Origin of the sequence: Mastigocladopsis repens PCC 10914, assembly GCF_000315565.1 — a bacterium.
GTDB lineage: Bacteria > Cyanobacteriota > Cyanobacteriia > Cyanobacteriales > Nostocaceae > Mastigocladopsis > Mastigocladopsis repens.
Genome location: NZ_JH992900.1, coordinates 75,051 through 101,416, shown reverse-complemented (window position 1 = coordinate 101,416; position 26,366 = coordinate 75,051). Strand labels below are relative to the sequence as shown.

The window sequence follows — 26,366 nt, the reverse complement described above, 5'->3', positions numbered from 1 at the left end:
CTTTTTTAGCTGACTCAGTTTCACTGTTTCACTTTAGTAACTCTATAAAAATAAATAACTCACCATAACTCATATATTTGCTACGGAAAAGTTTTTTCACATTATCTGGTAAATCATCCATAGCTACATCATTTTGTCTAAATACTCTACCATTAATTCGGATATTTATATCTGCTTTATTGGCAATATCTTGGAACAATTTGGCATTTTGGAGGTAATAGCCTTGGTCGCATAGAACATACTTGACTTTATCATAAGTACGTTGAACTCTACCGTATTGAATAACGTCTACTGTTACGTACAGACAATTTTCTAGAGATATAGTTTTGGCATCTTGCCATATCTCCTCAAACCTTTCATTAATAAATGCACCTACAGGAGAATCTATATGTAGTTTTAACTGCTTACTCATTGTCGTCAGTTTCCCAGAGCGAAAGAAGGTAACGAACAAATTTGGAGCACACATATAAATAGCTAGGGATGGGCTAGTATTGTACAATCTAACCTTTAATTTATCTTGATTTCCGTTCACTTCTAATTTTTGAATTATTTTCTGTATTTCTCGTAAATTTATATAAATTTTTTCTGCAATATTAATATCATTAAATTCCTCTGATAAACCTTGTAATTCTATGGAACGAGCTTCTACCAAATCTCTGTTTTCTGGATTAAGAAATAAAATTTCAATCTCATGATTATTGTTTTCAATATATTTGACAATGGCTTGAGTAAATTTTTCTTTGTAACTATTATCTCTCAATAATTCTGTCCAGGTTTCCAATATTCTAATAGAAGCTATAGGATGAGGAGAACATTTTGTGAAAGATTTTGTTTCCATGATTGTAGTAATAAAGTCAGACTTGTCAAATAAATCTAGCTCCACTCCTTGCTGTTCATCTAATTCTTTTAGACGACGAAAAACAATATCAAAAGCCACAAAAGCACAGACAGCACCTAGCAAGTTAAAACCCATATTTTGCCAAACATTAAACCAATCAATTCCCTGCTTAGATAATAATGGTGATATGATTAATATTATGGATGCTCCAGAAAGAGCAGAACCAACTTTTACAGATGGAGTGCGAAGTAAATTTTGAAATTTACGTATCCTTAAATAAAGCCTTTGCTGCCCTAGCTTTCTTTTTTGGACTTGTGATATACCTGTGAACGGATTCACTTTCATTTAGCTTCTCCTTTATTGACAAGTGAATCCCTACGCCAAAATTATTCTTATTGTTTAGCCTACAGTTACTCAGTTAACCCGAAAACAGTTGACTTCTAGATTTCGTGATAACCGATTGATTGGAATAATATATTCGGCTCAAACTCTAAGAGTAATAATTTGGGGTTCGGGATTTTTCGATTACTAAGTTACTAAGTCAGTACCACTAGAAATTTAGAACAAGCAAAAAACCAAAAACACTGAATAGAACACCATTCGATAAAAATGATATTCGTTCAGCCTCCTCTCAATGCCGACGAAGTTAGCTGACGGGCTAGGACTGAAAGGTGTCCATCCTGGAAAAATCACAGTATTAGCCCCACAATCATTTGGTTCCTCCGCTCCGTATTACCATATACGCCTAAAGGCAATAAGGCAAAACAGTATTAGGCAGATATGCTTTTTTGCTTTTTGAAAGTATTTATACTTTATTTAGATTATTTGAATATAGCAAACAACTTTTATTTTTACAAGTTTCACAATAAAATATTAATTTAGTAATCTATTTAATTATATAAATTATATAGATTTTAATAAGGAGCATCCCTCTAAAACCATGAAAAGAAACACCAAGACAGAGGAGACAGGCAACCAACAGAAAAAAACAGTCAGAAGTCTTTCCATTACCCAAAACGCTTGGGATGCCATCAAAGACAAAGCAGCAAGAGAAAAAATATCCGCTTCTGAGTTCCTTGAACGGATTGGACGTGATGCATCGGTGCTGGAAACTCCAATTCATTCCCGTCTCAAAGCATTCTTGGAAGCGCCTATTTCTATCTGGTGGTGTTGGTCAGAAGCTACAAGGCGCTATGCAGTTCAATTGGGGCTTGTGGAGAATCATAGGGAAGAAGGACTCAAGGACTACATAGTTGAGGAGCGACTCAAGCGACAAAAAGAAATTGTTGGAGATTGTCTTTGGCGTGCCATGCTCACGCTCGCTGTTATCAACTATGGTATTCCTGAACTTAGTATTAATAGCATGACACCTCTTCTGCGCTGGATGAGCTTCAAAATGCTGCTACACAGGGCAGAACAAGCAGAGAGCCATGCTCTACAAAAAACCGATAAGCCTACGTTTACTATTGCACAGGAGCAAATCGAAACTGATTTGGCTGAAATTCAAGCTGCGCTCGACCTCTTGCAACAATTCTCACCCTCGTATTACGAAGTCCTAGATATGGTGATGAAGGGCAGGATGAGTTTTGCCCAAATCGCGAAGTACAAACGCCTTAATACTCAAAGAAACGTAACCGAAGCAGAAGCACGACGGGAAGCAAAAGAGGCGGTCTACCAACTTCGGGCATACCTCCACAACAAAGTAACGAATATTGCTAAAGAACAGTACAAAAAAAGTTTCTGCAAATCTGAAAACGCTTTAGAAGCCAAAAAAAAGGAATATTATCAGTTATGTTCCCTGTCTTTTTTAAAAGAGAAAGACACGAAAGACCTTGAAGAGCGTTTTCTCCGTTCCTCGTTGGAAGAGCCGGAACTGGAATTCTGGATAAAGGAAATTGACCACTTAGCAGGACATTACTTAGGTAAATTTGAGTCTATCCACACCGATTCCAAACATAAAGACCTTCATTACGAGTTGAGGGAAGAAATTGAAAAGAAGCTGAAAGATGAGAACACAGAGGAGAAAGATAGTCTTCGTACTTTACTGACTCAAATGGACAAAAAATTGATGTTCTGTAAGTCGTTCAAGGATATACGGGAAACAGTAGAACAGTTTGTTTCTGATGTGTCACAAGGGAGCTTGCAACTTGACACTATCCCCCTTCCCAAAAGTTTCCTAGAGCGAAAGGAATAGCAACCTAAGTCGGCTGGTTTTTTTGTTTTAGCCTTGTTCTAAAACAAATTACCCTCAAAATTGGCTTTAAAGTCTTGTCATGTAAAGGTTTGAGCTTTAGAACAAAAGCATCCACATCCCCCGAGAAAAACACCCGTATCCCCGGACAATCCATTTTTGAAATCCTTACTACATAAGGGTTTTAGCGCCTTAAAACAGCCCTGATCATATAGATTATATAGATCAGGTCGCCAAACCCGTTTTTGCGGAGCTGGCATGATTTGGCAATGTTATATACATTTCGCCAATTCAAGATGAATTGCTGCATTTGCTCCGGCACAAACCAGAAAAACACTCTAAGACTTGATGTCAGAAGCTGCGAGAACACAAAACGGGTGGAAAAACCGAAGTATAACCAACACCCGCCTTTTGGGCTACCCCAGCATCAAGGAGGAAGGCAATGAACATCCTTCCTCCAACACACATCTCGACTCAGCACTGGGAAGAGTGGGTAACTCTTAGCGGCGTCCATCCTGAAATCACCGCATTGAACGTCATTTCCCTATCAGGCGCTAGAATTTACGATTACCTGCTCTACTCGCCATTCATTGAGCGCCGCAACAGCGGGAGAATCACCGACTCCTATTTAAAGCGCTATCGACCATTGGAGAATGGCGGCTGGTGGTGCGGTGGCGGAATTGACCCGATGACATGGGAAGAAATGCTCTGGGGTCAGTTCAAGCCGGACACCCCTCGCCCGTCATCGGAGAAAGGTAAAGAATTTAAGGGATTTGGTCAACCGCCGAAGCTAGTCAAATATGAACCCCCGCCAAAAACTGACCTGAGAGCATATTTCCTGCGTGTCCCTGATGAAATTTGGGATCATGTTGCCAAGCGCTACAAAATCAAGCGATATAATTCTCCCCTGGCGCTACGGCTTTTGGATAGACGTAAGCTTCGGAACTTTTGGGAATGGGTGTACTTGCACCCGGAAATTCCCATTATTATCACCGAGGGGGCGAAAAAAGCAGGGGCGTTGTTGAGTGCTGGCTATGTGGCGATCGCACTCCCTGGTATTTCTTCCGGTATCAGAAGCTCACAAGACCCAATAACAGGTCATACCCTCAATCGCCATCTTATCCCCGAATTAGAGAAATTCGCCGCCCCTGGGCGCGAAATTTACTTCTGTTTTGACAATGACCCAAAACCCACCACAAAGGCGAATGTAGATTTATCAATCCAGTGCACAGGCGGATTATTAGCACAAGCAGGATGCAATGTCAAGGTCATCACCTTAATCGGCGACCACAAGGGAGTTGATGATTTTATCGTCGCCAACGGCGAAAAAGCGTTTGAAAGCCTCTACAAGGCTGCTGTCAGCTTGGAGGTGTATACAGCCTCTCTGCTGTGGCAACTGACCTACAAGGCGACGCTGAGGCTAAATCAGCGCTATTTAGGAGATATCCCCTTCCCCTTGTCCGGTTTTGCTTGTATCAAGTCTCCCAAAGGAACGGGCAAAACTCAAGCGCTGGACAAGTTAATTACCGAAGCCCAGAGAGAAGGTAGAAAAATCCTGGTAATTACGCACCGCATCCAGCTGGGACGGGCGATTTGCGATCGCCTGGGGCTGGATTGGATTGAGGATGTCCACTCAAGCCAGACTAAGGGCTTATTAGGCTTTGGAGTTTGCATTGACTCGGTACATCCCGTATCTCAAGCTCATTTTAACCCCAAAAATTGGGCAGGAGCGATTGTAGTACTCGATGAAGTCGAGCAAGTTATATGGCACTTGCTCAACAGATCCACTTGCTACGAGAAGCGTGTATCAATTCTTGAGACCTTCCAGCAGCTAATGGGCTTTGTTGCATCTACCGGGGGATTGATTATTGCTCAAGATGCAGACTTAAGTGACCTAAGTATTGATTTTATCAGGGGGGTGATTAAGCGGGAATCTGAAATTGATTTACAGCCGTGGGTAGTTGTCAACGACTGGCAACCAGAAGAAGAGATTCGTTGGAACGTAACCATCTACAAATCAACAAATGCTGCACCTGTGCTCACTCAGATCAAGCGATCGCTCTCCACTTCACCCAAAGCGATTATGATTCACTGCGATGGTCAAAAGGCGAGAAGCAAATGGGGAACTAAGAATCTGGAATCCTGGGCAAGAGAAAACTTTCCCGACGAGACGATTCTCAGGATTGACTCAGAAAGTGTTGCTGACCCCACTCACCCAGCCTATGGTTGCGTTGAGAAAATTAATGAAATTGTCAAGCAGTATAGGATTATAATAGCTTCACCCAGTATTGGGACTGGAGTGTCAATTGATGTCAAAGAGCATTTCCAAAAGGTGTTTCTCATTTCTCAAGGGGTTTGCCCGGAATCGGAAACACGGCAAGCTTTGGCGCGCTTAAGAGAGCCAGTTCCTCGCTTCATTTGGGCGCGGGGATATGGCTTAGGTAAAATTGGCAACGGTAGCTCTAATTATAAGGCGTTGCTGACCTCAACTTTCAAAGTCGTCAAAGCTAACATCCGGCTACTCAAGGATTTTGATTTTGACATCGACGCCGCCACTGAACCTGTAGCAACCGCGACTTGGGCAAAGATGGCTTCCCGGATTAATGCTTCCAGCTTCAGATTCCGCGATAGTTTGCATCAGGGATTAGTTGCTGAGGGACACCGGGTGACTGTAGTTGATTCCGACGACGAAAAGGAGGACAAAGATAACTCAGACCAACTCAAAACTTGCTGCGACACCAATCAATCGGCAGAAAACCAAGCAGTAGAGATGGTAGAGCTTCCCACAGAACGCAAGTATTTGGAACTCAAGGAGAAACGAAACAAAACTCCGTCTGAGGTGTTGCAAGTACGAAAATACGAACTCAAGCAACGCTATGGGGTAGAGGTGACAGCAGACTTAAAACAAAAAGACGATTCTGAGTGGTATCCCAAAATCCGGCTGCATTACCTTTTGACCCATGATCCCGAGTTTGTTCAGCTGCGAGACCGCCGGCATTTCGAGGGACATATTAAGCGGGGGAATGGACGGGTGTGCCTCTGGGATATTAAAGGCTACTTGCCCAAAGTGGAAGCCCTCAAGGTGCTAAATATTGGTCAATGGTTTGACCCAAAACGGGAACTCACCAGCCATGATCCAGACCTCATCGCCTGGGCAGATTTGGTAAAACGATACGCCCGCGAACTCAACGATTTGGGGCTAGGAAGCTTTGACGAAACACTTTATCCTATCCAAGTGCTACAGATTGTGCTGTCTAACCTTGGCATGGAATTAGAGAAGTTGGAGCGGCGGCGGGTAGCAGGCGAGAAAAATCCTGTGCGTTTTTACCGCTACAAAGAACCGTGCGACGGCAGGGCGGAGATTTTTGCAGCTTGGGAACAACGAGATATTTTAGCGGTTTCCTCCAAGCTACAGCATTCTGCTAGTCCACACGATGTGACTGTGCCACCCCCCCAAATTTGTGACACCCCCGAATATATAGAGATAAATACAATTGGGGGTGTCACAGAAAATGAGCCTCCTGCGGAAAGTTCGGGGGATGATTTTTCAAGGGATACTAGTGTTACAGATTTAGACAACGATTCATCCCGAACAGTATCACCGCCTCCACAACCTCCTCAAGACAAGAATGAGAGCACTGCTTGAAGAAAGCGATTGCCCTTTGGGCAGTGCGCTCCGCGCAATCGCGCCCTCGTTCTGGACGGTCTAAAAACAGGTAATGCGTTCCACCTGGAATCGTCACGGTTTCAACACGCGGCGCATTCACACCATACAAGCTATTGAGCATCACTAAATGACTCACTTTCTCGTTGTTGCTCCCCGTGTACATACCCGCCCAATGTCCGCCCGTTGCCCAACCGACCAGCGCAACTTTCTGTCCCTGTTCGCGTTGCCGAATCCAGTCCACAACATTAAATCTTAACACTCTAACCAAGTGGTAAAAATATGACTCAATTTATCACTTCTCAAATTTTGGTTGCCTACGCTCATTGTCCTTACAAAGCATTTCTAATAATGTCTGCGAAGCAGTCGGGAGAATTACATGAGTATGAGCAAATTATTGAGCAAAAGAAGTATAAAATAAAAACTAAGTATATTGATATGCTTCAGAAAGAAATTCAAAATATACAACCATATGACCAAAAACACATTAATAATGGTATCGATTGTTTGATTAACGCTCAGTTAAAGGCTGGTATATTAATTGCTAACTGTAGCATTCTCAAAAAAGTATCGTATGAATCAGCCTTGGGTAAATTCAGTTATGAACCAATAATTTTTCTAGGAACACACCAGATTAATGAAATAGCTAAACTAGAACTATTCTTCATTGGATATGTGCTTGCACAAGTTCAAGGATGCCTACCGAAGACAGGTAAAATCATAACTGTAGATGGGAAGTCCCATAGTGTCAATTTGAGGAATTGCGATTTCAATCTCAATCCTATACTTGAGCCATTGCAAGAATGGACTACGGGCTTGTCGTCAGAACCACCACCCATGAATTTGAACAAGCATTGTTCAATATGCCAATTTAAGGTGCAATGTCGAACTAAAGCGGAACAAGATGAGCACCTCAGCCTGCTTGATGGTGTTACCCCCAAAGTTATTCAAAGATATGAGAAAAAGGGGATTTTTACTGTCAAGCAACTTTCCTATCTATTCAAACCACAGAAACGTAAAAAGCGAAACAAAAATCAATTTGATAACACTTATAAATTAGAGTTAAAAGCGTTAGCTATCAGAACAGGAAAAATATATCTTCAGGACTTACCAGCAATATGTCGGCAAACAACAGAATTATTTTTGGATATTGAAGGTGTTCCTGACCAAAACTTTTACTACTTGATTGGGTTATTAGTTTGTCAATCAAATACAACAAATTTCTACTCTTTTTGGGCTAATACTGTTGAGGAAGAAAAGCAGATATGGCAACAGATGTTAACAATAGCTAATCAATACTCTGATGCTCCCATTTATCATTATGGTAGTTATGAACCCCGTGCCTTGTCCAAACTAACAAAACGATATGGAGCCGATAGTTGCACTCTCATTCAACGGTTGGTCAATGTTAACGGTTATATTCACGGCAAGATCTATTTTCCAGTTTACTCAAATACGTTGAAGGAGATTGGTCATTTTATTGGAGCAACATGGACATCGTCTGTTGCATCTGGTCTTCAGAGCCTTGTATGGCGATATTCTTGGGAAGAAACGGGTGAAGTTCGATACAAAAATTGCTTACTCACCTACAATGCTGAAGACTGTCATGCTTTAAAGTTGCTAGTGGATGAACTTTCTAAAATAAAAACTTCGGCTGATACTTTATCTGAAGTAGAGTTTGCTGAGGAACATAAAAAACAAAAAACTCAAATATCTATTGAAGTTTCTAGCCAATTTGAGACCATGTTGAAATTTGCTCATATGAACTATGATAAAAATAAAATAAATTTTAGACAGGATACAAAGGAAATTAGTAATGAAGAAGAAAAGAAAAAGCGTGGTATAAAAAAGGGGTATGAAGGTCAGAGGAGAATTAATCCTAGAGCAACTAAAATACTCCAAGTTACTGCCGCAGAGAATTGTCCAATTTGCAACAATATTCCCCTGAAAATTACAGCAAAACTGTCTACAAGGCTTATCATTGATTTAGTCTTAACCAAGAATGGTGTTAGAAAAACAATTATAAAATATTTAGGTAACAAAGGTTATTGCCCGAAATGCTGCAAGTTTTATAATCCACCAACTATTGCTAGATATGGACATTCACAGCTTTACGGACATGGATTTAAGTCTTGGCTGATTTATCATCGAGTAGCTATGCGCTTACCATATGAAAGCATTAGCGAAATGATGCAAGAGCAGTTTGGTGAAAAAATACTTGCGGGCTCGATAGTAACCTTTATTAAGGATTTTGCACAGTATTATTCTGTAACAGAAAAATTTCTAATTCAGTCTTTATTAAAAAGTCCTATAATTCATGTAGATGAAACAACAATTAATATCAAGGGATTTAACTGGTATGGATGGGTTTTCACAAATGAAAAATATGTAGTCTTCAAACTTAGTGAGACTAGGGAAGCAACAATTGTACATGAGCTATTATCTGGATATACAGGTATCCTTGTGTCAGATTTTTATGCTGGCTATGATTCAGTGCAATGCAGACAACAAAAGTGTTGGGTTCATCTCATCCGGGATCTTAATGATGACCTTAGAGAAACACCATTTGACACTGAATATGAAACATTTGTGTTAGAGGTAAAAAACTTAATCATTCCAATTATGGAAACCATACAAAAATGTGGTTTAAAAAAGATAATGTTAAATAACTTTCAAAAAGAAGTTGAGCATTTTTACAAAAGAGTTATTACTGACAAGTATTATAGATCTCATCTAGTGATCAAATATCAAAAGCGATTTAACAGATATCGAGATAGTCTATTTAGATTTCTAGAAGAAGATGAAATTCCCTGGCATAACAATGTAGCTGAAAGAGCTATTAGACATCTTGCAATACAACGAGATATATCATCATCTCCTTTTCACGAGTCAGCTACTCGGAATTACTTAGTACTGCTCAGTATTCAGCAAACCTGCCGTTTTCAGGGACAATCATTTTTTAAGTTTCTATTTTCTGGAGAGACAGATATTGAAAAGTTCAAAACTCATAAGCGTTAGCTCTGATGTTTGCAAAAAAAAATCAACATTCTACAAATAGCAAAGCATTTTTAGTTTCAGAGAATGTCTATGCTGTAGAAAGTTTACACGACATAATAATGCTTATTAAATAAGCGTTGTAGATGTTATGTAATACATAAATGTTAACGGCAGCGCGAACATACTCAAAAAAGTAGAGGCACAGCTAGGACTCTACCTCTCGGCGATCACCCTATAATCCCCGTCATTCATGGCGGGGAGAGGTCAATTCCAACTTGCACTTCCAATAATTTTCGCATCTTTATCATCTAAATAAAACTCATAAACTGGCTGTCCCGATACTTCACAGCGCAACGGTTCAATGATTTTAGTAAAAGGATTCCATACCAGCGTGACCTCTCTTTTCGCTTTCTTCCTTTGCAACGTACAATTAATATGTACTGTGGGTAAATGTAGAATCATTGCACTGTAAAGATTCGCTTGAACTTTAAGAGCATAACGTTCTCTGATATCTGCAAGTTTCCTCTCCAACTCGCGGTTGGTTGCTTCTATCCGTGCTAACTCTTTTTCTTTGTCATCACCGCTCAAACCTTTGTATTCAATCTTGGCAGCAATCTCTGCGCTAATAGTGCCATAATAATTCTTCAGTCTTTCTTCATCCCTGGCTAAAGCTCGATATAACTTTGCTTGCCAATTTTCTAATTCTGCTTGTATTAACGACCCAGATGTTTTCTCAATAATGGCAGATAATTCGTCTGATGACATTTTCTGAGGTAGGGAATTATCATCCACAGGAATTTTATCTGATTCCCAAAATAAAGCATCGCCAATGTCTACAGGCGTCACTCCTGTTAATTCATTAATAATAAATGACACCATCCCAATTCTTTTCTCATCCGCCTCTGCTGTGTAAGCGACATTACACAAGATATAACGGGTCATTTCTGGTTTGGCATCAACAAAGCGAATCAAACCATTATGAGGCACAATGTTTTGTGTGATGAGTTTTTCAAATCCTGTCGTTTTGAGATAACCATCATATTTCACCCCCAAAGCAGTCACGCTTCCTAAATCAGCCAGAATTTCTGAGAATCTATTGAGGAGTTCTGAATTGTAGCTGACAAATTGACTGTTGGGAGTATCGATTGCCGTACTAAAAGTTGTTTCTTCTTCTATTTTTAAAGCTGTTGCTATTTCTTCTGGTAACAGCACATTTAGAGTTTTTTCATCTACTAATTCTGCTACTCCATCATAGGTAGAAATGATTGTTTCTAGAGTTCTGATAATTGGATCTTCGACCGTTTGCATACACTGCACGAATTGTCAAATATGAGTTATTATCCAGGAAATAGGGATTTGTCGGCTGACTAATAAAGACTTGATTTCTTAAGCTTCAAAATCTTCTCCAAATATCTGCTCATCCAGTTCTTGAGTTTCTCGATATTTATCTTTAGCTTTGAGCAAATCATCCGCCAGTTTCTCAAAAGCCGTATTTATCTCATCATTAGATTGATGCTTCAGCCAAATATCCATCACGACCTCGCTGAAATCAAATTCATCATCCACGTTCCCCAATATTGTTTCTATTTCCCCCACCACCAGTTCAAACATATTGATTTTATCGTGTAATATCCGCAGGATATATTCTTCAATACTGTCTTTCAGACAAAAGTTGAAAATAAAGACATCCTGTGTCTGTCCTATCCGGTGAATCCTCCCAATACGTTGTTCAATCTTCATCGGGTTCCAGGGTAAGTCATAGTTGACTATAGCGTTCGCAAATTGAATATTACGTCCTTCTCCCCCCGTCTCGGATGCCAGTAAAACTGGAACGCTATCCCGAAAAGCTTCAATTGATGCATCTTTCTGCTTTAATGACATATCCCCTAAAAATTCAGCAAATTCTATACCTGCTTCGGTAAACGTTTTAGCTAAATATGCAGATGTGGCTTTGTGGGTGGTAAATACTATGGTTTTTTGAGATGATTTTTTTAGTAACTCTACTAAAGAACGTGCTTTTTCTACTTGTTTAATTTGCGCCGCACGTCGAGTTAATGTTTTCAGTTCGTCACTAGGTAATCTTTTGGAGAGATTTTTTAGAGATTCAACCAAAGCATTAACGCTGGAACCTGCACGCATTAACAAACTAGTACGGGAAAACTTGTCGAGGTGTTCTGAGTTATCCCGTAAAAAGTTGCTTAAATCTCGATAGAGTTTCCGTTCGCTTTCAGTTGGAGTGACAGTGATGGTGGTGGCGAAGCGTTTGGGTAATTGCACATCAACTAAAGAACGAGTGTTGCGGATCATCACTTCCCGCATCAGACTTCGCAGTTTTTCTGGGTTTTTGGGAATTCGTCCGTTTTTACTGGAAACGTACTCTCGCTTGAAGTCTGCTTCGGTTTTGAGTAAACCCGGTTTTAACAGAGTCAGAAGATTAAATAGTTCCACCAAAGAGTTTTGCACTGGTGTGGCGGTGAGCATTAACATAAATCTTTTATTTAAGGCATTGACAAGTTTCCAGTTGAGTGTATTGCGGTTTTTCAGGTGATGCGCTTCGTCAACAATGACTAAATCCCAGTTGCGTGAAGTGACTAGGGGATAGTGTTTGGCTGATTTAGCGGTGTTGAGAGATGCTACGATTCTCTGATTAGCTGTCCAAAATTCTTCGGGGTTTTGTTGTCTGCTGTCATCATCAGTGGTGATAGAGGAAATGCCAAATTTTGAAGCTAATTCTCCTTGCCATTGGGAGACGAGGGAAGCTGGGGTAAGCACCAGTATCGATTGAACCATCCCTCTTGCTAAATATTCGCTGAGAATGAGTCCTGCTTCGATGGTTTTACCCAGTCCAACTTCATCTTTTTTAATAAAAGTTGGCATTTCGCCGAGCTCCTGTATTGTCGGCAATAAAGGGTAAAAACCCTTAATATATATAGGTTGTAGCAATTTTATACCAGAGCGCCAACTAGCACTTACCTCCACTGATACCAAAAACGAGGAAGAGGACGGTATTCAGTTGCTTTTGCGGAACTGCTCTAGCTCATCAAGTATGTCTAAGATTTTGACGAAGCGCTGACCAAAATCAGTCAGCATATATTCGACACGAGGCGGAATTTCTGGATAAGCAATTTTTTCAACAATTCCAAAATTAAGCAAATCAGATAACCGCTCATTAAGTACTTTCGTCGTTAATCCATCTACTGAACGAGTCATTGCGCCTGGACGATTAACGCCTGTGCGAATCAAGCGAAGAACTTCCAGCATCCACTTACAGCCTAGGGTGTGTTCGACAATATAGGCAACTGTCGGCTGAGATTCAACGTTGACTTTCTCAGGAGGAGCAAAATTTTTTTCTCGGCTATGAGCTTGCTGTTGAGTCATTTGTTACCAAACGGTTCCTACCCTACCAAATGGTGCTTACTTGTGGGTTACTAAAATACATCCCTATGCTGGATAGCAAAGCAAGAACACTTTAAGTTAATTCTAAAGGATAGGGAAATCAATTATGCAGTTGATGAAAGCTCTTGTGCTGACGAGATTTGGTGATGTTGATGGGTTTGAACTTCAAGAAGTCCCCAAACAAGAGCCAAAGCCGCATCAAGTGTTAGTTCAAATTCATGCAACGTCGGTCAATCCGGTTGATTATCAAACTCGTCGCGGTGATTACAAGCATTTGGTGAAACTACCTGCCATCCTCGGTGTAGATATCTCTGGTGTGGTTGAAGCTGTAGGAGAATCCGTCAAACAATTCAAAGTTGGAGACGCAGTGTACTACTCCCCGCAGCTTTTCGGCGACTTTGGCAGTTATGCAGAATATCACGTTGCAGATGAACAGATTGTCGCGAAAAAACCCACAAACCTATCGCATACTGAAGCTGCCTGTTTTCCGTTGGCTGCGGGAACAGCTTGGGACTGCTTAGTCACCAGAGGTCAGTTGCAAGTGGGTGAGTCGGTTTTGATTCATGCCGGGGCTGGTGGTGTGGGTTCATTTGCCATTCAGCTAGCAAAAGCAATGGGCGCTTATGTTTTCACAACCTGTAGTGCCAAGAACCACAATTTGGTCAAAAAGCTTGGTGCTGATTATGTGATTGATTACATTGGTGAAGATTATGTTGAGGTCATTCAACGCTTTACTAACGGCAAAGGTGTCGATTTGGTGCTAGATACAGTTGGTGGAGATACGATTGGGCGGAGTCTAAACGTTATCCGTCCGTATGGTCGGCTCGTCTCCATTGTAGATATTGCAACCCCTCAGTCATTACTCGAAGCCTGGGGTAAGAACCTCACTGTGCATTTTGTTTTTACACCCCAGTATCGTGCGAAATTAGATGCCCTCAAATATCTAATTGAGCGCAATCAGTTACGTCCTGTCATTGATTCTGTCATGCCTTTAAATCAAGTAGCACAAGCCCATCAGCGCTTAGAGCAAGGTGGCACGGCAGGTAAAGTTGTTCTTCAAGTTGTGGAAGGGTAAAGCTGCTTATCGGGTTGATGAAAATGCTAGTGATGACAATCAAGCAAGTCCAGACATCAAACTAACCGAGATTCAAACCAAACTGGTTGATTATCTCAAGGGGAAAGGTGCAAAGACTCCACGTCAAATTAAACAGAATGCAGGTAGTAAATTCAAGGGCGTATCGGAAGTACAAATACGCGAATCACTCAAGCTACTTGTGCAAAAAGAAAAAGCCATTTCTATAGGCGAAGATAGTTACAGATTAGTCGATTAGGTTGGACTGTTGGTTGGGTTGGAGAAATTGCACTTTTTGGGGAATATATGCACTCTTACCCAACACATCCAAAACCAACCTACATATCCAAAAGCATTGATATATAGAGACTACAGTATCCAACTTCTAATTAGTAGATAATCCAACAACAAATATTCGTTCTATCTCTCCACCATCAAGTTACTTGGAATTATCATCAATGGCTCAATAAATTGATAAATTAGTTATTTACTTATCATTTCCAATAGATTAATATTATTAACTATATTCAAGAACATTCCCAATATTCAATTTGAATGACGCGCTTTATACATGACAAATTCGCCAAGGACTATCTGGAAGAATTACTAAAAGATTACGGAGAAGTCAAGTCATCAGAAAAAGTTTCAGGAGAGATTAAAGAAATAGATGTTTTCTTCACTCCTTCTAAACAGCAAAGCTCCAATTTACAAGTACTGGGTTTGCTAGGAAGATTTGCTGAACATCCTGCGATAATAGAACCATTCCGTAATCCAGCTTCTACCGATGAAATATGCGACTGTATTCTAAAATTATTAGAAGTAAAGGCTCTCGTGCGACGAGAGGCTAAGGCAAATAAAACCAAACTTCAGGAGTCAGAAATTCCCAAATTGTGGGTTCTTACACCTACCGTATCTGAAACTAGATTGTCTAGCTTTGGAACTATTCAAAAAGAAGGTTGGTTGTCGGGAGTACATTTTCTGCCAGATGCCTTGCGGACAGCAATTGTGGCGATACACCAACTACCGCAAACACCGGAGACGTTATGGGTGAGGCTTTTGGGAAGGGGAAGTGTGCAGTCACAAGCGATTGTCGAGTTGCAAGCGTTACCATTAAATCATCCATACCAGAAAGCAACACTCGAATTAGTTTACAACTTGCGCGAAAACTTGAGAGTCAATCAAGAATTAGAAGAAGATGATAGGGAGTTAATTATGCGACTAGAACCACTTTATCAAAGAGACAGGGAACAAGCTGTACAGTCAGGAGAACAACGTTTAGTTCTACGCTTACTCAAGCGCCGTATTGGTGAGATTGATGCATCATTAATCGAGCGAATTAAAGGATTATCGATTGAACAATTAGAGAATTTAGGAGAAGCATTACTAGACTTTTCTAGTGTTGCTGATTTAGAAACTTGGTTAAACCAACAATAAGGATAAATCATCATCATTAAATTAATTTATAACCAAGTTGGGGATAACCTCTCCGACTTGGATCAACAGAATTTGATAATATTTAAAACTCCAATTTATGATTAGAGAAAGTTAATGGGTGCGACTACAACCACTTTATCAACAAGACCGGGAAAGAGCTAAACAAGAGGGAAGGAAAGAAGGAGAACAACGTCTAGTTCTACGTCAACTCAATCGCCGTATTGGTGAGATTGATGCATCATTAATTGAGCGAATTAAAGGATTATCGATTGAACAATTAGAGAATTTAGGAGAAGCATTACTAGACTTTTCTGGGATTGCTGATTTATCAGCTTGGTTAAATCAACATTTTAACAAGCACTTAACGCGCACAAGCCGCCTAAATCAACGGACACACGTCTATGTCTGGTATCATCACGCTCCGCTCTCTCACCTATGCCAGTGCAATTACACAGAGCGATAGTAAACAAATTCTCGAAGTGTTACTGACGCAAAAACGCTCCGAACACACCCGCAGGGCTTATTCTCATGACTTGCGAAATTTCTTTAGCCTCATTGCTCCCGGTCGTGAATTAACATCGGACCTCGCCCGCGAATTTTTATCACTGTCCAAAACGCAGGCGATCGCGGTGGTGGTCGCCTACCGCAACCATCTTTTCGAGCAAGGTTTAGCGCCAGCGACGATTAACCGCCGCCTGGCAGCGATTAAGTCTTTGGTGGAAATGGGGCAGATTTTTGGTATTTGCGATTACGACCTGGAAGTTATTAAAAATGAGAAAGTTAAACCCTATCGGGATACTAAGGGGATAGAGGTTCCGGAGGTTATTAAGTTATTTGAGGCAATCGATACTTCGACTCTTGCAGGGAAGCGCGATTATTCCATCATGCGGTTGCTTTGGAGTAATGCCCTGCGGCGCGGCGAGATTCCCAGTTTGGATGTGAAGCATTTTAAATATGCCAGATGTCAAATCTCGGTTAGCGGTAAGGGGCGCAATGGGGAACGGGAGTTGGTGACAATTTCTCAAAAAACTGCTTCTTCAATTTCTGATTGGTTGCAAGCATCTAATGCCTCTGATAAGCCCAACGAACCAATTTTTATTTCCCTTGACCCAGTAAGGTTTGGTAATAGGTTAACTGGGGAAGCAATACGTCTAATTGTTGTCAAATATTGCAAGTTGGCGGGGATTTCTAAGCAGATGAGTCCCCACCGGGTAAGGCATAGCGCTATTACCGAAGCGCTGAACCAAAATAATGGTAATATTCGAGCTACTCAAAAATTAAGCCGCCATTCCGACCCCCGAACTGTGATTATATATGACGATAACCGCGTCGATTTGCAAGGCGCTTTAACCAGGCAGCTTGATGATTTGATTTAACAATTTACTCTTATAGTCAAACAATGTGGCTGCCGATAGCACAAACAGCTAGCTCATCATTATAATGCCGCCTTGTACCACCTGGTATCTTCACCATCATCCATAGAGGTTCTTTTGGATAGGGAGATATACAACTCATATCTTCTGCCCAATCATCCATCCCGGTGTTTCCTCCGACCCAAACATATATTCGCCATCGGTTAAACATCGATTGCGTACTTTTTCTCTATCGGATGAATCCAAAAAGCCAAGTTCTGTTGCTCTATAAGCGTGCTTTCTCAATACAAAGCGGTTCAAAACTACCCGCCCCTCGATGATGCTGGTCGCTATCTGGCTCATCCCACCCTTTGTTCCAATATCCGGATACCGTTGGCGAAATATTACTTAACATAAAAACGGAGAGTTTACGGTGTATTACATGATAAAGAGAGCTACACTCCACCATGTAATACACGGTAACAAAAAATGAACTTAGCTGCCTCAATTATCAATAAACTAGAAGAAATACCTTTGGAGGCAGTATATGTGCTTACATCCGGAAAAAATTCCTCCTGTTCCCAATGAAACGGTACGTGTAGCCAAAGCCGCGTTTCCCAAAGGTAATTTATATATGCGATTGCGTGATGAACTTGGGGTATTTTATCAGGATGAAGATTTCGCATCGCTTTATCCACAACGCGGTCAACCTGCACTTGCACCTTGGCGTTTGGCAATGGTACTGGTGATGCAATATTTAGAAAATCTTTCAGACAGGCAAGCAGCCCAAGCAGTGCAAGGACGGATTGATTGGAAATATGCTTTGTCGTTGGAGTTAACAGATCCAGGTTTTGACTTTAGTATTTTAAGCGAATTCCGTGATCGATTGATCTCAGGTGGTATTGAGCAGCAAATACTAGACAAGATGCTGTTGAGATTTCAGGAACTCAAACTGCTGTCAGCAAGAGGAAAACAGCGCACTGACTCAACTCATATACTAGCGGTGGTCAGAGAGTTAACAAGACTGGAACATCTGGGAGAAACCCTGCGGTATACTTTAAATGCTGTGGCAGAAATAGCACCCACCTGGCTGAAGTCATTGGCTCCCCCCGAATGGTATGACCGCTATAGCAAACGCTTTGAAGATTCCCGACTACCCAGAACGGCTCCAGAACGAGAAGCTTTGGCTGTGACAATTGGGGCTGATGGCTTTGATTTACTTGATGCTATCTATTCTCAAACAGCACCCGTTGAATTGCGACAACTGCCAGCCGTAGAAGTTTTGCGTCAGGTCTGGTTACAGCAATACTATGCACCAACAGAGAAAATTCAGTTACGCAATGAAAAAGATGGCCCGCCTTCGGCACTACGAATTCGCTCACCCTACGACTTAGAAGCGCGTAATAGTACTAAGCGCACTACCAACTGGACAGGGTACAAAGTGCATCTAACAGAAAGTTGTGATGAAAATTTACCTCATATCATTACTCATGTAGAATCTACTCCTGCTACAAGTCAAGACCAAACGGTTGTTCCCTCAATTCATCAAGCTCTGGAGCAGAAAGACCTTTTACCTCAACAGCATTTGGTTGATCAAGGGTATACTTCTTCCCAATTGCTTTCTAGCTCACAGCGAGACTATAACATTGATTTGTTCGGGCCAGTAGCCCTCAACGTTGGATGGCAAGCAAAAGCAGGTCTTGGATTTGATTTATCTCATTTTAAAATAGATTGGGAGCATAAAGCCGTATATTGTCCTCAAGGTAAGCGTAGTTACCTTTGGAAAAAGAATAAAGACGTTTATGGAAAACCCGTAATTTACGTCGAGTTTCGGCAGCGTGATTGTTTAGCGTGTCCGGTTCGGTCTCAATGCACTCGTGCAAAAACAAACCCTCGTGGGTTAACCATACAGGTGCAATCCGATTACGAAGCTCTTCAAAAAGCCAGGGAACGACAAAAAACTGAACAGTTTCAAAAACAGTATGGGCTGCGCTCAGGTATTGAAGGAACTATCTCTCAAGGAATCCGAGCATTTGAAATGCGCGACTGCCGTTATATTGGGCTAGCTAAAACTCACTTACAGCATATCCTGACGGCAGCCGCTATCAATCTAGGTCGAGTTTTCGCTTGGTTGGAGGAGATACCACGGGCTAAAACTCGCTCCTCACACTTTGCGCTTCTGGCAGAACCAAACATTTAAATCCTACGAAATAATCTGTTGCTTTTTCCGTGTATTACTCGGTGAGAGACCTGGTTTTCAGGTTAAACTAAGACGGTGTCATACACGGAAGTTGGGATGCTAAAACGAGATATTCAGGGGAAATTTGCTCTCAAGAATGAAGATTATCGTCTAGTTCGTTCATTGAGATTAACTGATGAAACCTGGAAGGCTATTGGTATTGCTTCTGAATGCTTAGGCTTAACCAGGGCTGATTATTTAGAACACATTACTAGGCATAAGAATCTACCGAGTATTACACGGTTAGACTCAGAAAATTTCACTCAGACTCGACCAGAAAACGAACCTCCTCCGTGTAATACACGACAAGAGGATTTTCATCAAACATCTAATCCCGTTATTACAGAACAGTCTATTGCTCTGCCAATGGTTGCAGAACTTGAAATTTTACGTGACCGTGTTTTGTCTGAACTGAAGTTAGGTAAACAAGCACCTGGGTATAAAACTGCTCAAAAAGCTCTCAATCGTTTCATTGTTGAACTGACCCGTTCAGTTTAGATGTTTTGGGAATTCGCCAACGGTATCATATCCGCGCCTCCCAAACGGTCAACATTGGATCAAACTTAAATTCAGTGTTATTCATATCAATGCACCTCTACCCAAAAAGGCTGCCCATAAAGCCAGAGTCCACCTGCCCCGAAATCAGGCTAGAATCATATAATGTTGATTCCTCTTCTGACACTTCAACTGCAGGCGACGGCGTACTGCCATTACCCCCATTGCCATCAACAACGGTAGGATTCGACAATGGTTGAGGCACATACGCATACACGCTAGCATCCAAACCTAGCTCAATAGCCATAATGCCAAAATGGTTCTCCGCCATCCGCCGTGCTATTAAGTAGGCATCACGCACCTGCTTTTGAGTAAACTGCCCACAGTGGTGTTTGGCAAGTGGCAACAAACACATCACCAGCATTTCGCGCACTAGCTTTGGCATCTCTTCTTTTTCTAGCCCGTTGAGGTAATCCGCAACGAGAGCCAGTGGAGTGCCCTCATCAGGAGTAAAGCGAGGTAGGGACAAGCTTTTACGTACTCTGTTGGCTTTAGCTTTGGGCATTCTGCACCGCCTCTTTCACAGTATCCTTAAGCTGGTCCATCATTCCAAAAGCATCAAGCAGCCGAAATGACAGCAGTTGGTTGAAACGTTCGTCAAATCCAAAGCGAAATGTGCCTTCTATCTGGGTTTGAATATCACCCAACCACACCAAATCAGCGTGCTTAACCATACTATCTCGGTAAGTGTATCGTTGCGGGCGTTTCTCTACATCTCGCTTATCATCATAGATTTCACAATTAAAGTATTCCTCCAACTCTGGTTCCAGGAATACCGCCGTACCTCCACCCACAATCACCTCCGAGGGAAACTTTGGCATTTTAGAATCAAGCCACTTACGGAGAGTCAACCAATAGTTCGGTATAACATTATCAATTGCGGACGCAATATCCTTGACTTCCCTTGCTCGTAATTCGGGGTCACGCGCTGTTGCCAACGCTTTAATGACTTCTAATGCCTTCCATTCTGGATGTATCGTTTGTTTCTCTTTATAGATTTTGTATCGGGACTGGTACAACCCTTCAAAGATTGCTGCTGCCAGTTTGTCGCGCTCAATTCCAGATACTCTTGAACAAACATCATCCAAAAAGGTGCTAAATCCCAGTAGCGGACTATCAGAAATTTTGCGTATACCTTTTTCAAAATACAACAATGTGCAATTGCGGTGTCCAAGCATCAACAACGCCACAGAGTTTTCAGTAAACCAAGGCTTACCTTTCTGCTTGATCCGAATCGCCAACAATCCCGCACCTTCCGGTTGGCACAAAAAAGTACATAGGGCAATATCCCACGCCACTCCTCGGAATTTGAAGTTTTTGAGCATCAAAGAAAATTGCTCACGAAACCGCTGGTGGTCGTTGTATTCGTTCCAGGGCAGAAGCATCGCCAAGTGCAAGATAATCTTGGGGGATTCTGCCTTGCGTTTCTTGCCACCTACTTGATGCTTCTCCAGAATTATGCCAACAATTGCCAGTGCTTTGTATAGCGCATTCTCGTACTTTTTCTCCCTAATCCTATCTTGGGCTGCAAACTCAAGGGCGAAATTACCCACTACATAGATACTGCCCTTCCATTCCAACCAAGCGTCATCCTCTGGCTTTGGGTCACCCCTCCAAAGTTGCAGGTCTTTGTAGCGCTTGAAATCTTCCTTCGATACTTCCTCCAGCCCTGGTGGCAGCATCATGTATTGAAGCTTACCTCCCCCAAATTGATAAATGACTTTACTGCCTGACCCACCAAAATCAATTGATAAATTGAGAGTATAGGACGCTGCCATAGGCTGATTGACAAAAAATAATTGCTTCACAGCACCAATCTAACCGCGTATCCTATTAATCCGTCATCGCTGAAAACACCAGTATTTTCATCTAATCAAACCGACCCCTTTTAGGGCACGGCAAACACGCCTTATCTGTGACAGATCTGTGCCATACCATGGAGTCAGGCTTGAATACTTGAGTATCCGAATTGTGCCTTAACTGTGTCACTGCACAACCCAAAGAAACAGTCGCCCTTGCGACCCAAAGTCAATCCACGCAGGCGATTTCGCCACACATAACCCCTGGTTTGGCGCTCCCGGCATGACTACCGCAAAGGGGTTTTCGGGTAGGGCTACCATATTGGTGGTGTACTACACTTCTGTGCCCCTACGGGGTGGGCTACGCCCATCCCGTAGGGGCACAGAAGTTTCGTTCGCCCTGCGGGGCATTGTTGGGAGTTGTCGCGGAGCAGCTGCTATGTGTTACTTCCGCAAGCGATTTGGGAATACTTGATTCATCAGAGACAGTGGTGGAGCAACAGCTGGTGGGGAACAATGACAGCATTAGCAATCTTGCGCGTTGAAAAGCTCAAGACTTTTGGTAGCGTTGGTGGCAGTGAGGCACACACTGCCCGCCTGAAGGATACCCCAAATGCCAACCGCAATAAAGAAAATATTCGGCTTCTGGGAAACAGTAATGGCTCATCTTTGGAAGAAATAGTAAAAGCCAAAATAGCTTCATCCACTTTACACAAACCGCGTAAAGATGCAGTGCTGTGCAGCGAAATTTTTTTGAGTGCATCTCCGGAATATTTTCGTCCTCATTCACCATCACTCGCTGGTGAGTGGGATGAGCAGAGAATGTGGGACTTTGCCAATGCATCTCGCCAGTGGCTGCAAGAGAATTATGGCGATAAATGCGTTCGCGCCGAGTTGCACTTAGATGAAGCGACCCCCCACATCCATGCTTACATTGTCCCCATCAACGACAAAACCAAACAATTAAGCCATAAAGCGATGTTTGGGGGTGATGGGCGACAAGCCAGCATTAAATTGTCCAAGCTTCAAGATTCTTATGCAACTGCGCTGGCACCTTTGGGCATTGAACGCGGGGTAAAGGGCAGCAAAGCCACCCACACCAAAGTTAAGGAATATTACTCAGCTGTCAACCAGGAACCTTTGACGCTGGAATTAGACAGATTGGCACCAAAACAGGGGGAGACTGCACAGCAATTGTTTGAGCGCATAAAGGCAGACCCTACCATTCAAGCCATCAACCACCAGCTGGCAGACCGCCGTCGGATTATAGAGCAAGAAAAACGGGCATCTCAAAAGGCTCTAGCTTCTGAGAAATTGCGGCAACAGTTGGAACAAAGGGTCGCACAACTGGAAGCTCTTAATTACCAGTGGAAACAAGAAGCTGACCAATTAAGGGAGTTACCCCTAGAAGATGTGGCGTGGCATCTTGGCTTAAACCCAGACAAAAAAGACGGGAGGAAGTGGACTGGACTTGGACACATTATTGATATAGATGGGTCGAAATTCTACGACTTCTTCCCCAATGATCAGCGGGGCGGTGGTGGGGCTATTGATTTGGTGATGCACGTTTCGGGGTGTAATTTTCGGTCTTCTATTGCCTGGTTGCACGATCGCTTTGATGAAGAGGGGATGCTGCGAGCTACCAGAGCTTACGCACAAAACCAAGCTGCCAAAATAGTCCAAGAAGAACCCGTACCACAGTTTGTGCCACCAACCCCGGATGAGTCAAAGTGGCTAGTAGTACAGAATTATTTGACTAAAGCTAGGGGACTGCCTGAAAACTTTATCATTGCCCTTCACCAACGGGGATGGCTTTATGCTGATGACCAGCAAAACGCTGTTTTTACCATGCGAACGCTTGAGGAAACGGGTACTGAGTATCGGGGTCATGGGACTGGGGATACCCAATCCTCAATCATTACAGGCGCGTTTTTGCGAGGGACGCGAGGAGAAAACAATTCGTTTATGGGATACGCGCTTGGCACAAAACGAACGGAGGGATGGTTTTACTTCCGCTTGGGCGGTCAATCAACAGATGAAATACATTCATGTGTCCTCTCTCCATCTCCGATCGATGCGCTATCTGTTGCCGCACTATCTGTTGCCCTGCGGTCTGGAATGCCCCAGAAGCGGACAATGTTTTTGTCGGCAGATAGCCCCAGAAGCCTGCCGTTGGAATTTCTCTCTAAAGTTCCCAAAGTTATTGCTGCCTACGATAACGATGTCGCAGGACAGAAGACGGCAGAAGCCATAAAAGAATTGCTGCCACAAACAACCATAGTGCGACCACAAGCACTTGATTGGAATGCGGAACTATTGGAGTATTTACGTACTGAGAGGCTGGAACTTCTAGAAGAAGAAAAGAAAAAGAATCGAGGACTGCAACGCTAGTGAACTACTTACACCAAATAAATTGTGGTGCAAGCTTCTCTAATCACTGGAAACTGCCTCATATTTTGCTTTACGTCCCGTTTTTGGACTTACATTTCCTCATAGGTTGTTATGTCGCTAACAACACGAACAGACTTAACTACCTGGTTGGAACCAGCCTTTTACAGCCGCTTTCGCAACTTTGAGATACTTGTTTTCCAAGATAAACTCGTCAATCGCTGTTTCACCACTCGCCTGCAATGCACCAGTAACACGACGCTTGAAACTGGGGGTGGTTTTATCATTGACATAGGCAATTTTTTCAGCCTCAGTAGCAGCAGGATTAGTCTGTTCTAACTGTTTGAGAAGTTGTTGGATTTGGGCAGCAGCTTCAGCAAGAGTCTGTTTTTGCTCTGGTGCATATATATGCTGAATGGACTTCTGATCACCCTGAACAGTTTCTGCAAAATTTCCAACACTTGCACCACGGAAATCGAACTTAGGAACCTCCGACATAGCATTTCCTCCTATTGAATTTGATTATTACGTTGGTTCGATTGAACAATATGGGCTAAATTCCCAACACTTGCACCACGGAAATCATACGTTATACTCTTAGTAATTGATTGCTCAGTGTTACTTTCCTCTGCAATCTGAGCAGTAAGTTCAGCTTCAATAGAAGTTACGTCTTCGTTTCTTAAACCTAAAACTCTTTGAAAACCATTTAGTCTATTGCGAGTCATCTCACTTAAAGGCTGTTCTAGTTTTACTACCTCTATATACATTTGCTTATACTGCTCTATTTTCTCTTGATATTGCTGATCAAATTCTTCGTTAATTCTTGCCTCAATTCGAGAAACATCTTCATCTCTAAGCTTCCAAACTTGTCGTATAAAAAGCAGCCCATTCTTATCCTCATCAGTATGTGGATAGTTTCGCTGAGTAGTTTCAATAAAAATCTGCTCGTATTGTCTCAGCTTTTCTTCATACTGTTCTTTTATATGCAATTTGACTTGCTCTTTAATTGGCTCTACATCATCGTCTCTCAATCCCCAAGCTTGCTGAAAGTCATCTAACTCTTTAATCAATTTTTCATCAAGATGATAACTTGATTGAGCTTTTTCAAATAACTTTCTTTTATATTGGTGAAGTTTTTCTATATAATTTTGATAAGGCTTTAAAACCTCAGCTTCAATCTCAGCAGCTTCTTCTGGTAATATTTCTAAACTATCTCTTAGAACCTCCAACAGACGACGACTAACTGAGGAGATATTGCCACTACTTGCATAATACTCAACCTCCTTACGATACCTAATCCTTAAATCATCTATTGAAGCTCTGGCAAGCAGTATTTTGTAACCCTCTTCTCCAGCAAATATTTGTGGTTTCATTATAGGAGAATTTTGCTGAACCTTCTTTCTTGCATACTCATGAAGTTCATCAATTGAAATTTCGCTATTATTATCTCTATCTGCTGCACCTGTTTCTAATCCTTCAACCAAATAGTTCGTATAAATAGAAAGCTTCAATTCTGGTTTTTCGAGGGAATTCTGGCTTGAAGTACAGGATGTAAGAACAACCCATCCTGACTTGGACACATCAAGCCCTTTAGCAAAAGCACCACTATATGAGCAGTCTAAGATTATAACTTGCTTCTTAGAAAGGCTATCAACCATTAAGTCTTGTACAAAACTTGCTGGTACTGATGTAGATTTAAGCATCTCTTGTGAGGTCACGCGAGTGGCTAAGAAAAGCTTGTCATTTCTATCTTTAACTGCACGACCAGAAAAATATAGCAACACTAAGTCATCTCTTCGACGCTTTGAGAAAAGTGCTTCGATAGCTTTTTGCATTTCCAGTAAATCAGGATTCAGCAGTTGCTCTACTTCTGTAAAACCGCCTATATAAGGATTTTCTAAAACCTGCTTCATTACCTCAATATCTTTTAAGGCACTAGGTAATGGGTTAGACTCATACTCATATTCACTAACCCCAACTAAAAGCGCAAACTTTGACATATATATCTGTCAACCTACTATGATGAGATAAACTTCTGTGCTGCCTGAATAGCCGATTCTAGTTCTTCTCGGCTGCTAGCAGTAACTTTGAGTTTTTTACCGTTTGCCTCAACTTCTAGTTCAATTGGCTTGCCAACCAAGCGATCACTTAGGAATCTGAGTAGAGCCATAAAGTTAATCGGGTTAACCTGGGCAGTTAACATCCCAACTAGAAATCCACCTAAGGATTTGCTTCCTTCTGGAGTACTGGGATCAGGAACGCGCTCAAGCGCTTCAACCGCATCTATTTCTCTCATTTGACTTAAGAGTTTTTGGACTTCTTCGTCCCGTTCTTCTGGATCTGCTTCTGGATCGTTAAAGTTAATAGTTAATCCAATGTTGGAACCACCCGCCATGCCAGTTCTCCAAGACTAATAGCAATGAAAATTTGACACCAATGTT

At 41.9% G+C, this 26,366-nt stretch carries 23 protein-coding genes, 1 pseudogene and 1 riboswitch; of the genes and pseudogenes, 11 read left to right on the top strand and 13 right to left on the bottom strand.

The window, feature by feature from the left end; all coding sequences use genetic code 11:
* Positions 1 to 28: 28 nt before the first annotated feature.
* Entirely contained in the window at positions 29 to 1,183 is a 1,155-nt protein-coding gene (locus tag MAS10914_RS0100660) for a hypothetical protein (RefSeq protein WP_017313987.1), read from the bottom strand.
* A gap of 275 nt (positions 1,184 to 1,458) precedes the next feature.
* Positions 1,459 to 1,610, bottom strand: a riboswitch (cyclic di-AMP (ydaO/yuaA leader).
* A gap of 168 nt (positions 1,611 to 1,778) precedes the next feature.
* On the opposite strand from MAS10914_RS0100660, the gene MAS10914_RS0100655 reads away from it, so the two are divergent.
* Positions 1,779 to 3,032 (top strand): hypothetical protein, encoded by a 1,254-nt coding sequence (locus MAS10914_RS0100655; protein ID WP_017313986.1) that lies wholly within the window; start codon positions 1,779 to 1,781, stop codon positions 3,030 to 3,032.
* A 439-nt stretch (positions 3,033 to 3,471) separates the two neighbouring features.
* Positions 3,472 to 6,675, top strand: a complete 3,204-nt coding sequence (locus MAS10914_RS29165) for a plasmid replication protein, CyRepA1 family (RefSeq protein WP_017313985.1) — start codon at positions 3,472 to 3,474, stop codon at positions 6,673 to 6,675.
* On the opposite strand, the gene MAS10914_RS34805 is transcribed toward MAS10914_RS29165, so the two are convergent.
* Positions 6,593 to 6,937 carry a hypothetical protein gene (locus MAS10914_RS34805; protein ID WP_198014943.1) on the bottom strand — a complete coding sequence of 115 codons (345 nt, stop codon included), beginning with the start codon at positions 6,935 to 6,937 and terminating at the stop codon, positions 6,593 to 6,595. The two genes, MAS10914_RS29165 and MAS10914_RS34805, sit on opposite strands and share 83 nt — an antisense overlap.
* A 38-nt stretch (positions 6,938 to 6,975) precedes the next feature.
* On the opposite strand from MAS10914_RS34805, the gene tnpC reads away from it, so the two are divergent.
* The gene (tnpC, locus tag MAS10914_RS0100645) at positions 6,976 to 9,711 is read left to right on the top strand and encodes an IS66 family transposase (RefSeq protein ID WP_017313984.1); all 2,736 of its coding nucleotides are present in this window, start codon (positions 6,976 to 6,978) and stop codon (positions 9,709 to 9,711) included.
* A 243-nt stretch (positions 9,712 to 9,954) separates the two neighbouring features.
* On the opposite strand, the gene MAS10914_RS0100640 is transcribed toward tnpC, so the two are convergent.
* From MAS10914_RS0100640 to MAS10914_RS0100630, 3 genes are all read right to left on the bottom strand, one after another.
* Positions 9,955 to 10,998, bottom strand: coding sequence for a hypothetical protein (locus tag MAS10914_RS0100640; protein ID WP_017313983.1), 1,044 nt, complete (start codon positions 10,996 to 10,998; stop codon positions 9,955 to 9,957).
* 78 nt (positions 10,999 to 11,076) lie between these two features.
* Entirely contained in the window at positions 11,077 to 12,567 is a 1,491-nt protein-coding gene (locus MAS10914_RS0100635; protein ID WP_017313982.1) for a DEAD/DEAH box helicase, read from the bottom strand.
* Positions 12,568 to 12,699: 132 nt separating this feature from the next.
* Positions 12,700 to 13,068: a winged helix-turn-helix transcriptional regulator gene (locus tag MAS10914_RS0100630; RefSeq protein WP_017313981.1), complete on the bottom strand. Its 369-nt coding sequence runs from the start codon at positions 13,066 to 13,068 to the stop codon at positions 12,700 to 12,702.
* A gap of 124 nt (positions 13,069 to 13,192) precedes the next feature.
* On the opposite strand from MAS10914_RS0100630, the gene MAS10914_RS0100625 reads away from it, so the two are divergent.
* The 5 genes and pseudogenes from MAS10914_RS0100625 (at position 13,193) to MAS10914_RS0100610 (ending at position 16,968) form a co-directional block, all read left to right on the top strand.
* Positions 13,193 to 14,161: a zinc-dependent alcohol dehydrogenase family protein gene (locus tag MAS10914_RS0100625; protein ID WP_017313980.1), complete on the top strand. Its 969-nt coding sequence runs from the start codon at positions 13,193 to 13,195 to the stop codon at positions 14,159 to 14,161.
* Positions 14,118 to 14,417, top strand: coding sequence for a hypothetical protein (locus MAS10914_RS0100620; protein ID WP_156818049.1), 300 nt, complete (start codon positions 14,118 to 14,120; stop codon positions 14,415 to 14,417). The genes MAS10914_RS0100625 and MAS10914_RS0100620 overlap by 44 nt, the downstream gene beginning before the upstream one ends.
* Before the next feature lie 296 nt (positions 14,418 to 14,713).
* Positions 14,714 to 15,592 (top strand): DUF4351 domain-containing protein, encoded by an 879-nt coding sequence (locus MAS10914_RS0100615; protein ID WP_017313978.1) that lies wholly within the window; start codon positions 14,714 to 14,716, stop codon positions 15,590 to 15,592.
* Positions 15,593 to 15,710: 118 nt separating this feature from the next.
* Positions 15,711 to 15,938: pseudogene (locus MAS10914_RS32390) on the top strand (DUF4351 domain-containing protein); the annotation flags it as partial.
* Between the two features lie 55 nt (positions 15,939 to 15,993).
* Positions 15,994 to 16,968: a tyrosine-type recombinase/integrase gene (locus tag MAS10914_RS0100610; protein WP_026082246.1), complete on the top strand. Its 975-nt coding sequence runs from the start codon at positions 15,994 to 15,996 to the stop codon at positions 16,966 to 16,968.
* 16 nt (positions 16,969 to 16,984) lie between these two features.
* On the opposite strand, the gene MAS10914_RS35205 is transcribed toward MAS10914_RS0100610, so the two are convergent.
* Complete coding sequence (locus MAS10914_RS35205) at positions 16,985 to 17,176, bottom strand: hypothetical protein (RefSeq protein WP_232224070.1); 192 nt, start codon at positions 17,174 to 17,176, stop codon at positions 16,985 to 16,987.
* Between the two features lie 54 nt (positions 17,177 to 17,230).
* Complete coding sequence (locus MAS10914_RS36070) at positions 17,231 to 17,359, bottom strand: hypothetical protein (RefSeq protein WP_269635037.1); 129 nt, start codon at positions 17,357 to 17,359, stop codon at positions 17,231 to 17,233.
* A 132-nt stretch (positions 17,360 to 17,491) separates the two neighbouring features.
* Between MAS10914_RS36070 and MAS10914_RS0100600 the strand changes: the two genes are divergently transcribed.
* Entirely contained in the window at positions 17,492 to 19,144 is a 1,653-nt protein-coding gene (locus tag MAS10914_RS0100600; protein ID WP_017313974.1) for an IS1182 family transposase, read from the top strand.
* 96 nt (positions 19,145 to 19,240) lie between these two features.
* Complete coding sequence (locus MAS10914_RS0100595) at positions 19,241 to 19,681, top strand: hypothetical protein (protein ID WP_017313973.1); 441 nt, start codon at positions 19,241 to 19,243, stop codon at positions 19,679 to 19,681.
* A 97-nt stretch (positions 19,682 to 19,778) separates the two neighbouring features.
* On the opposite strand, the gene MAS10914_RS31895 is transcribed toward MAS10914_RS0100595, so the two are convergent.
* From MAS10914_RS31895 to MAS10914_RS36065, 3 genes are all read right to left on the bottom strand, one after another.
* On the bottom strand, positions 19,779 to 20,243 hold the full coding sequence (locus MAS10914_RS31895; protein WP_017313972.1) for a hypothetical protein: 465 nt from the start codon (positions 20,241 to 20,243) through the stop codon (positions 19,779 to 19,781).
* Positions 20,230 to 21,516: a ParM/StbA family protein gene (locus tag MAS10914_RS0100585; protein ID WP_017313971.1), complete on the bottom strand. Its 1,287-nt coding sequence runs from the start codon at positions 21,514 to 21,516 to the stop codon at positions 20,230 to 20,232. The genes MAS10914_RS31895 and MAS10914_RS0100585 overlap by 14 nt, the downstream gene beginning before the upstream one ends.
* Before the next feature lie 207 nt (positions 21,517 to 21,723).
* Entirely contained in the window at positions 21,724 to 21,858 is a 135-nt protein-coding gene (locus tag MAS10914_RS36065; RefSeq protein ID WP_269635036.1) for a hypothetical protein, read from the bottom strand.
* Positions 21,859 to 21,978: 120 nt separating this feature from the next.
* On the opposite strand from MAS10914_RS36065, the gene mobV reads away from it, so the two are divergent.
* Positions 21,979 to 23,928 (top strand): MobV family relaxase, encoded by a 1,950-nt coding sequence (mobV, locus tag MAS10914_RS0100580; RefSeq protein WP_017313970.1) that lies wholly within the window; start codon positions 21,979 to 21,981, stop codon positions 23,926 to 23,928.
* Between the two features lie 135 nt (positions 23,929 to 24,063).
* Here the strand turns inward: mobV and MAS10914_RS33770 are convergent, their stop codons facing one another.
* Genes MAS10914_RS33770 through MAS10914_RS0100565 form a run of 3 tightly spaced genes read right to left on the bottom strand, consistent with a single transcriptional unit; the run spans position 24,064 to position 26,320 of the window.
* Complete coding sequence (locus MAS10914_RS33770) at positions 24,064 to 24,423, bottom strand: hypothetical protein (protein ID WP_017313969.1); 360 nt, start codon at positions 24,421 to 24,423, stop codon at positions 24,064 to 24,066.
* A gap of 11 nt (positions 24,424 to 24,434) precedes the next feature.
* Positions 24,435 to 25,925: a caspase family protein gene (locus MAS10914_RS29155; protein WP_017313968.1), complete on the bottom strand. Its 1,491-nt coding sequence runs from the start codon at positions 25,923 to 25,925 to the stop codon at positions 24,435 to 24,437.
* A 17-nt stretch (positions 25,926 to 25,942) separates the two neighbouring features.
* Positions 25,943 to 26,320: a hypothetical protein gene (locus MAS10914_RS0100565; protein ID WP_017313967.1), complete on the bottom strand. Its 378-nt coding sequence runs from the start codon at positions 26,318 to 26,320 to the stop codon at positions 25,943 to 25,945.
* Positions 26,321 to 26,366: the final 46 nt, after the last annotated feature.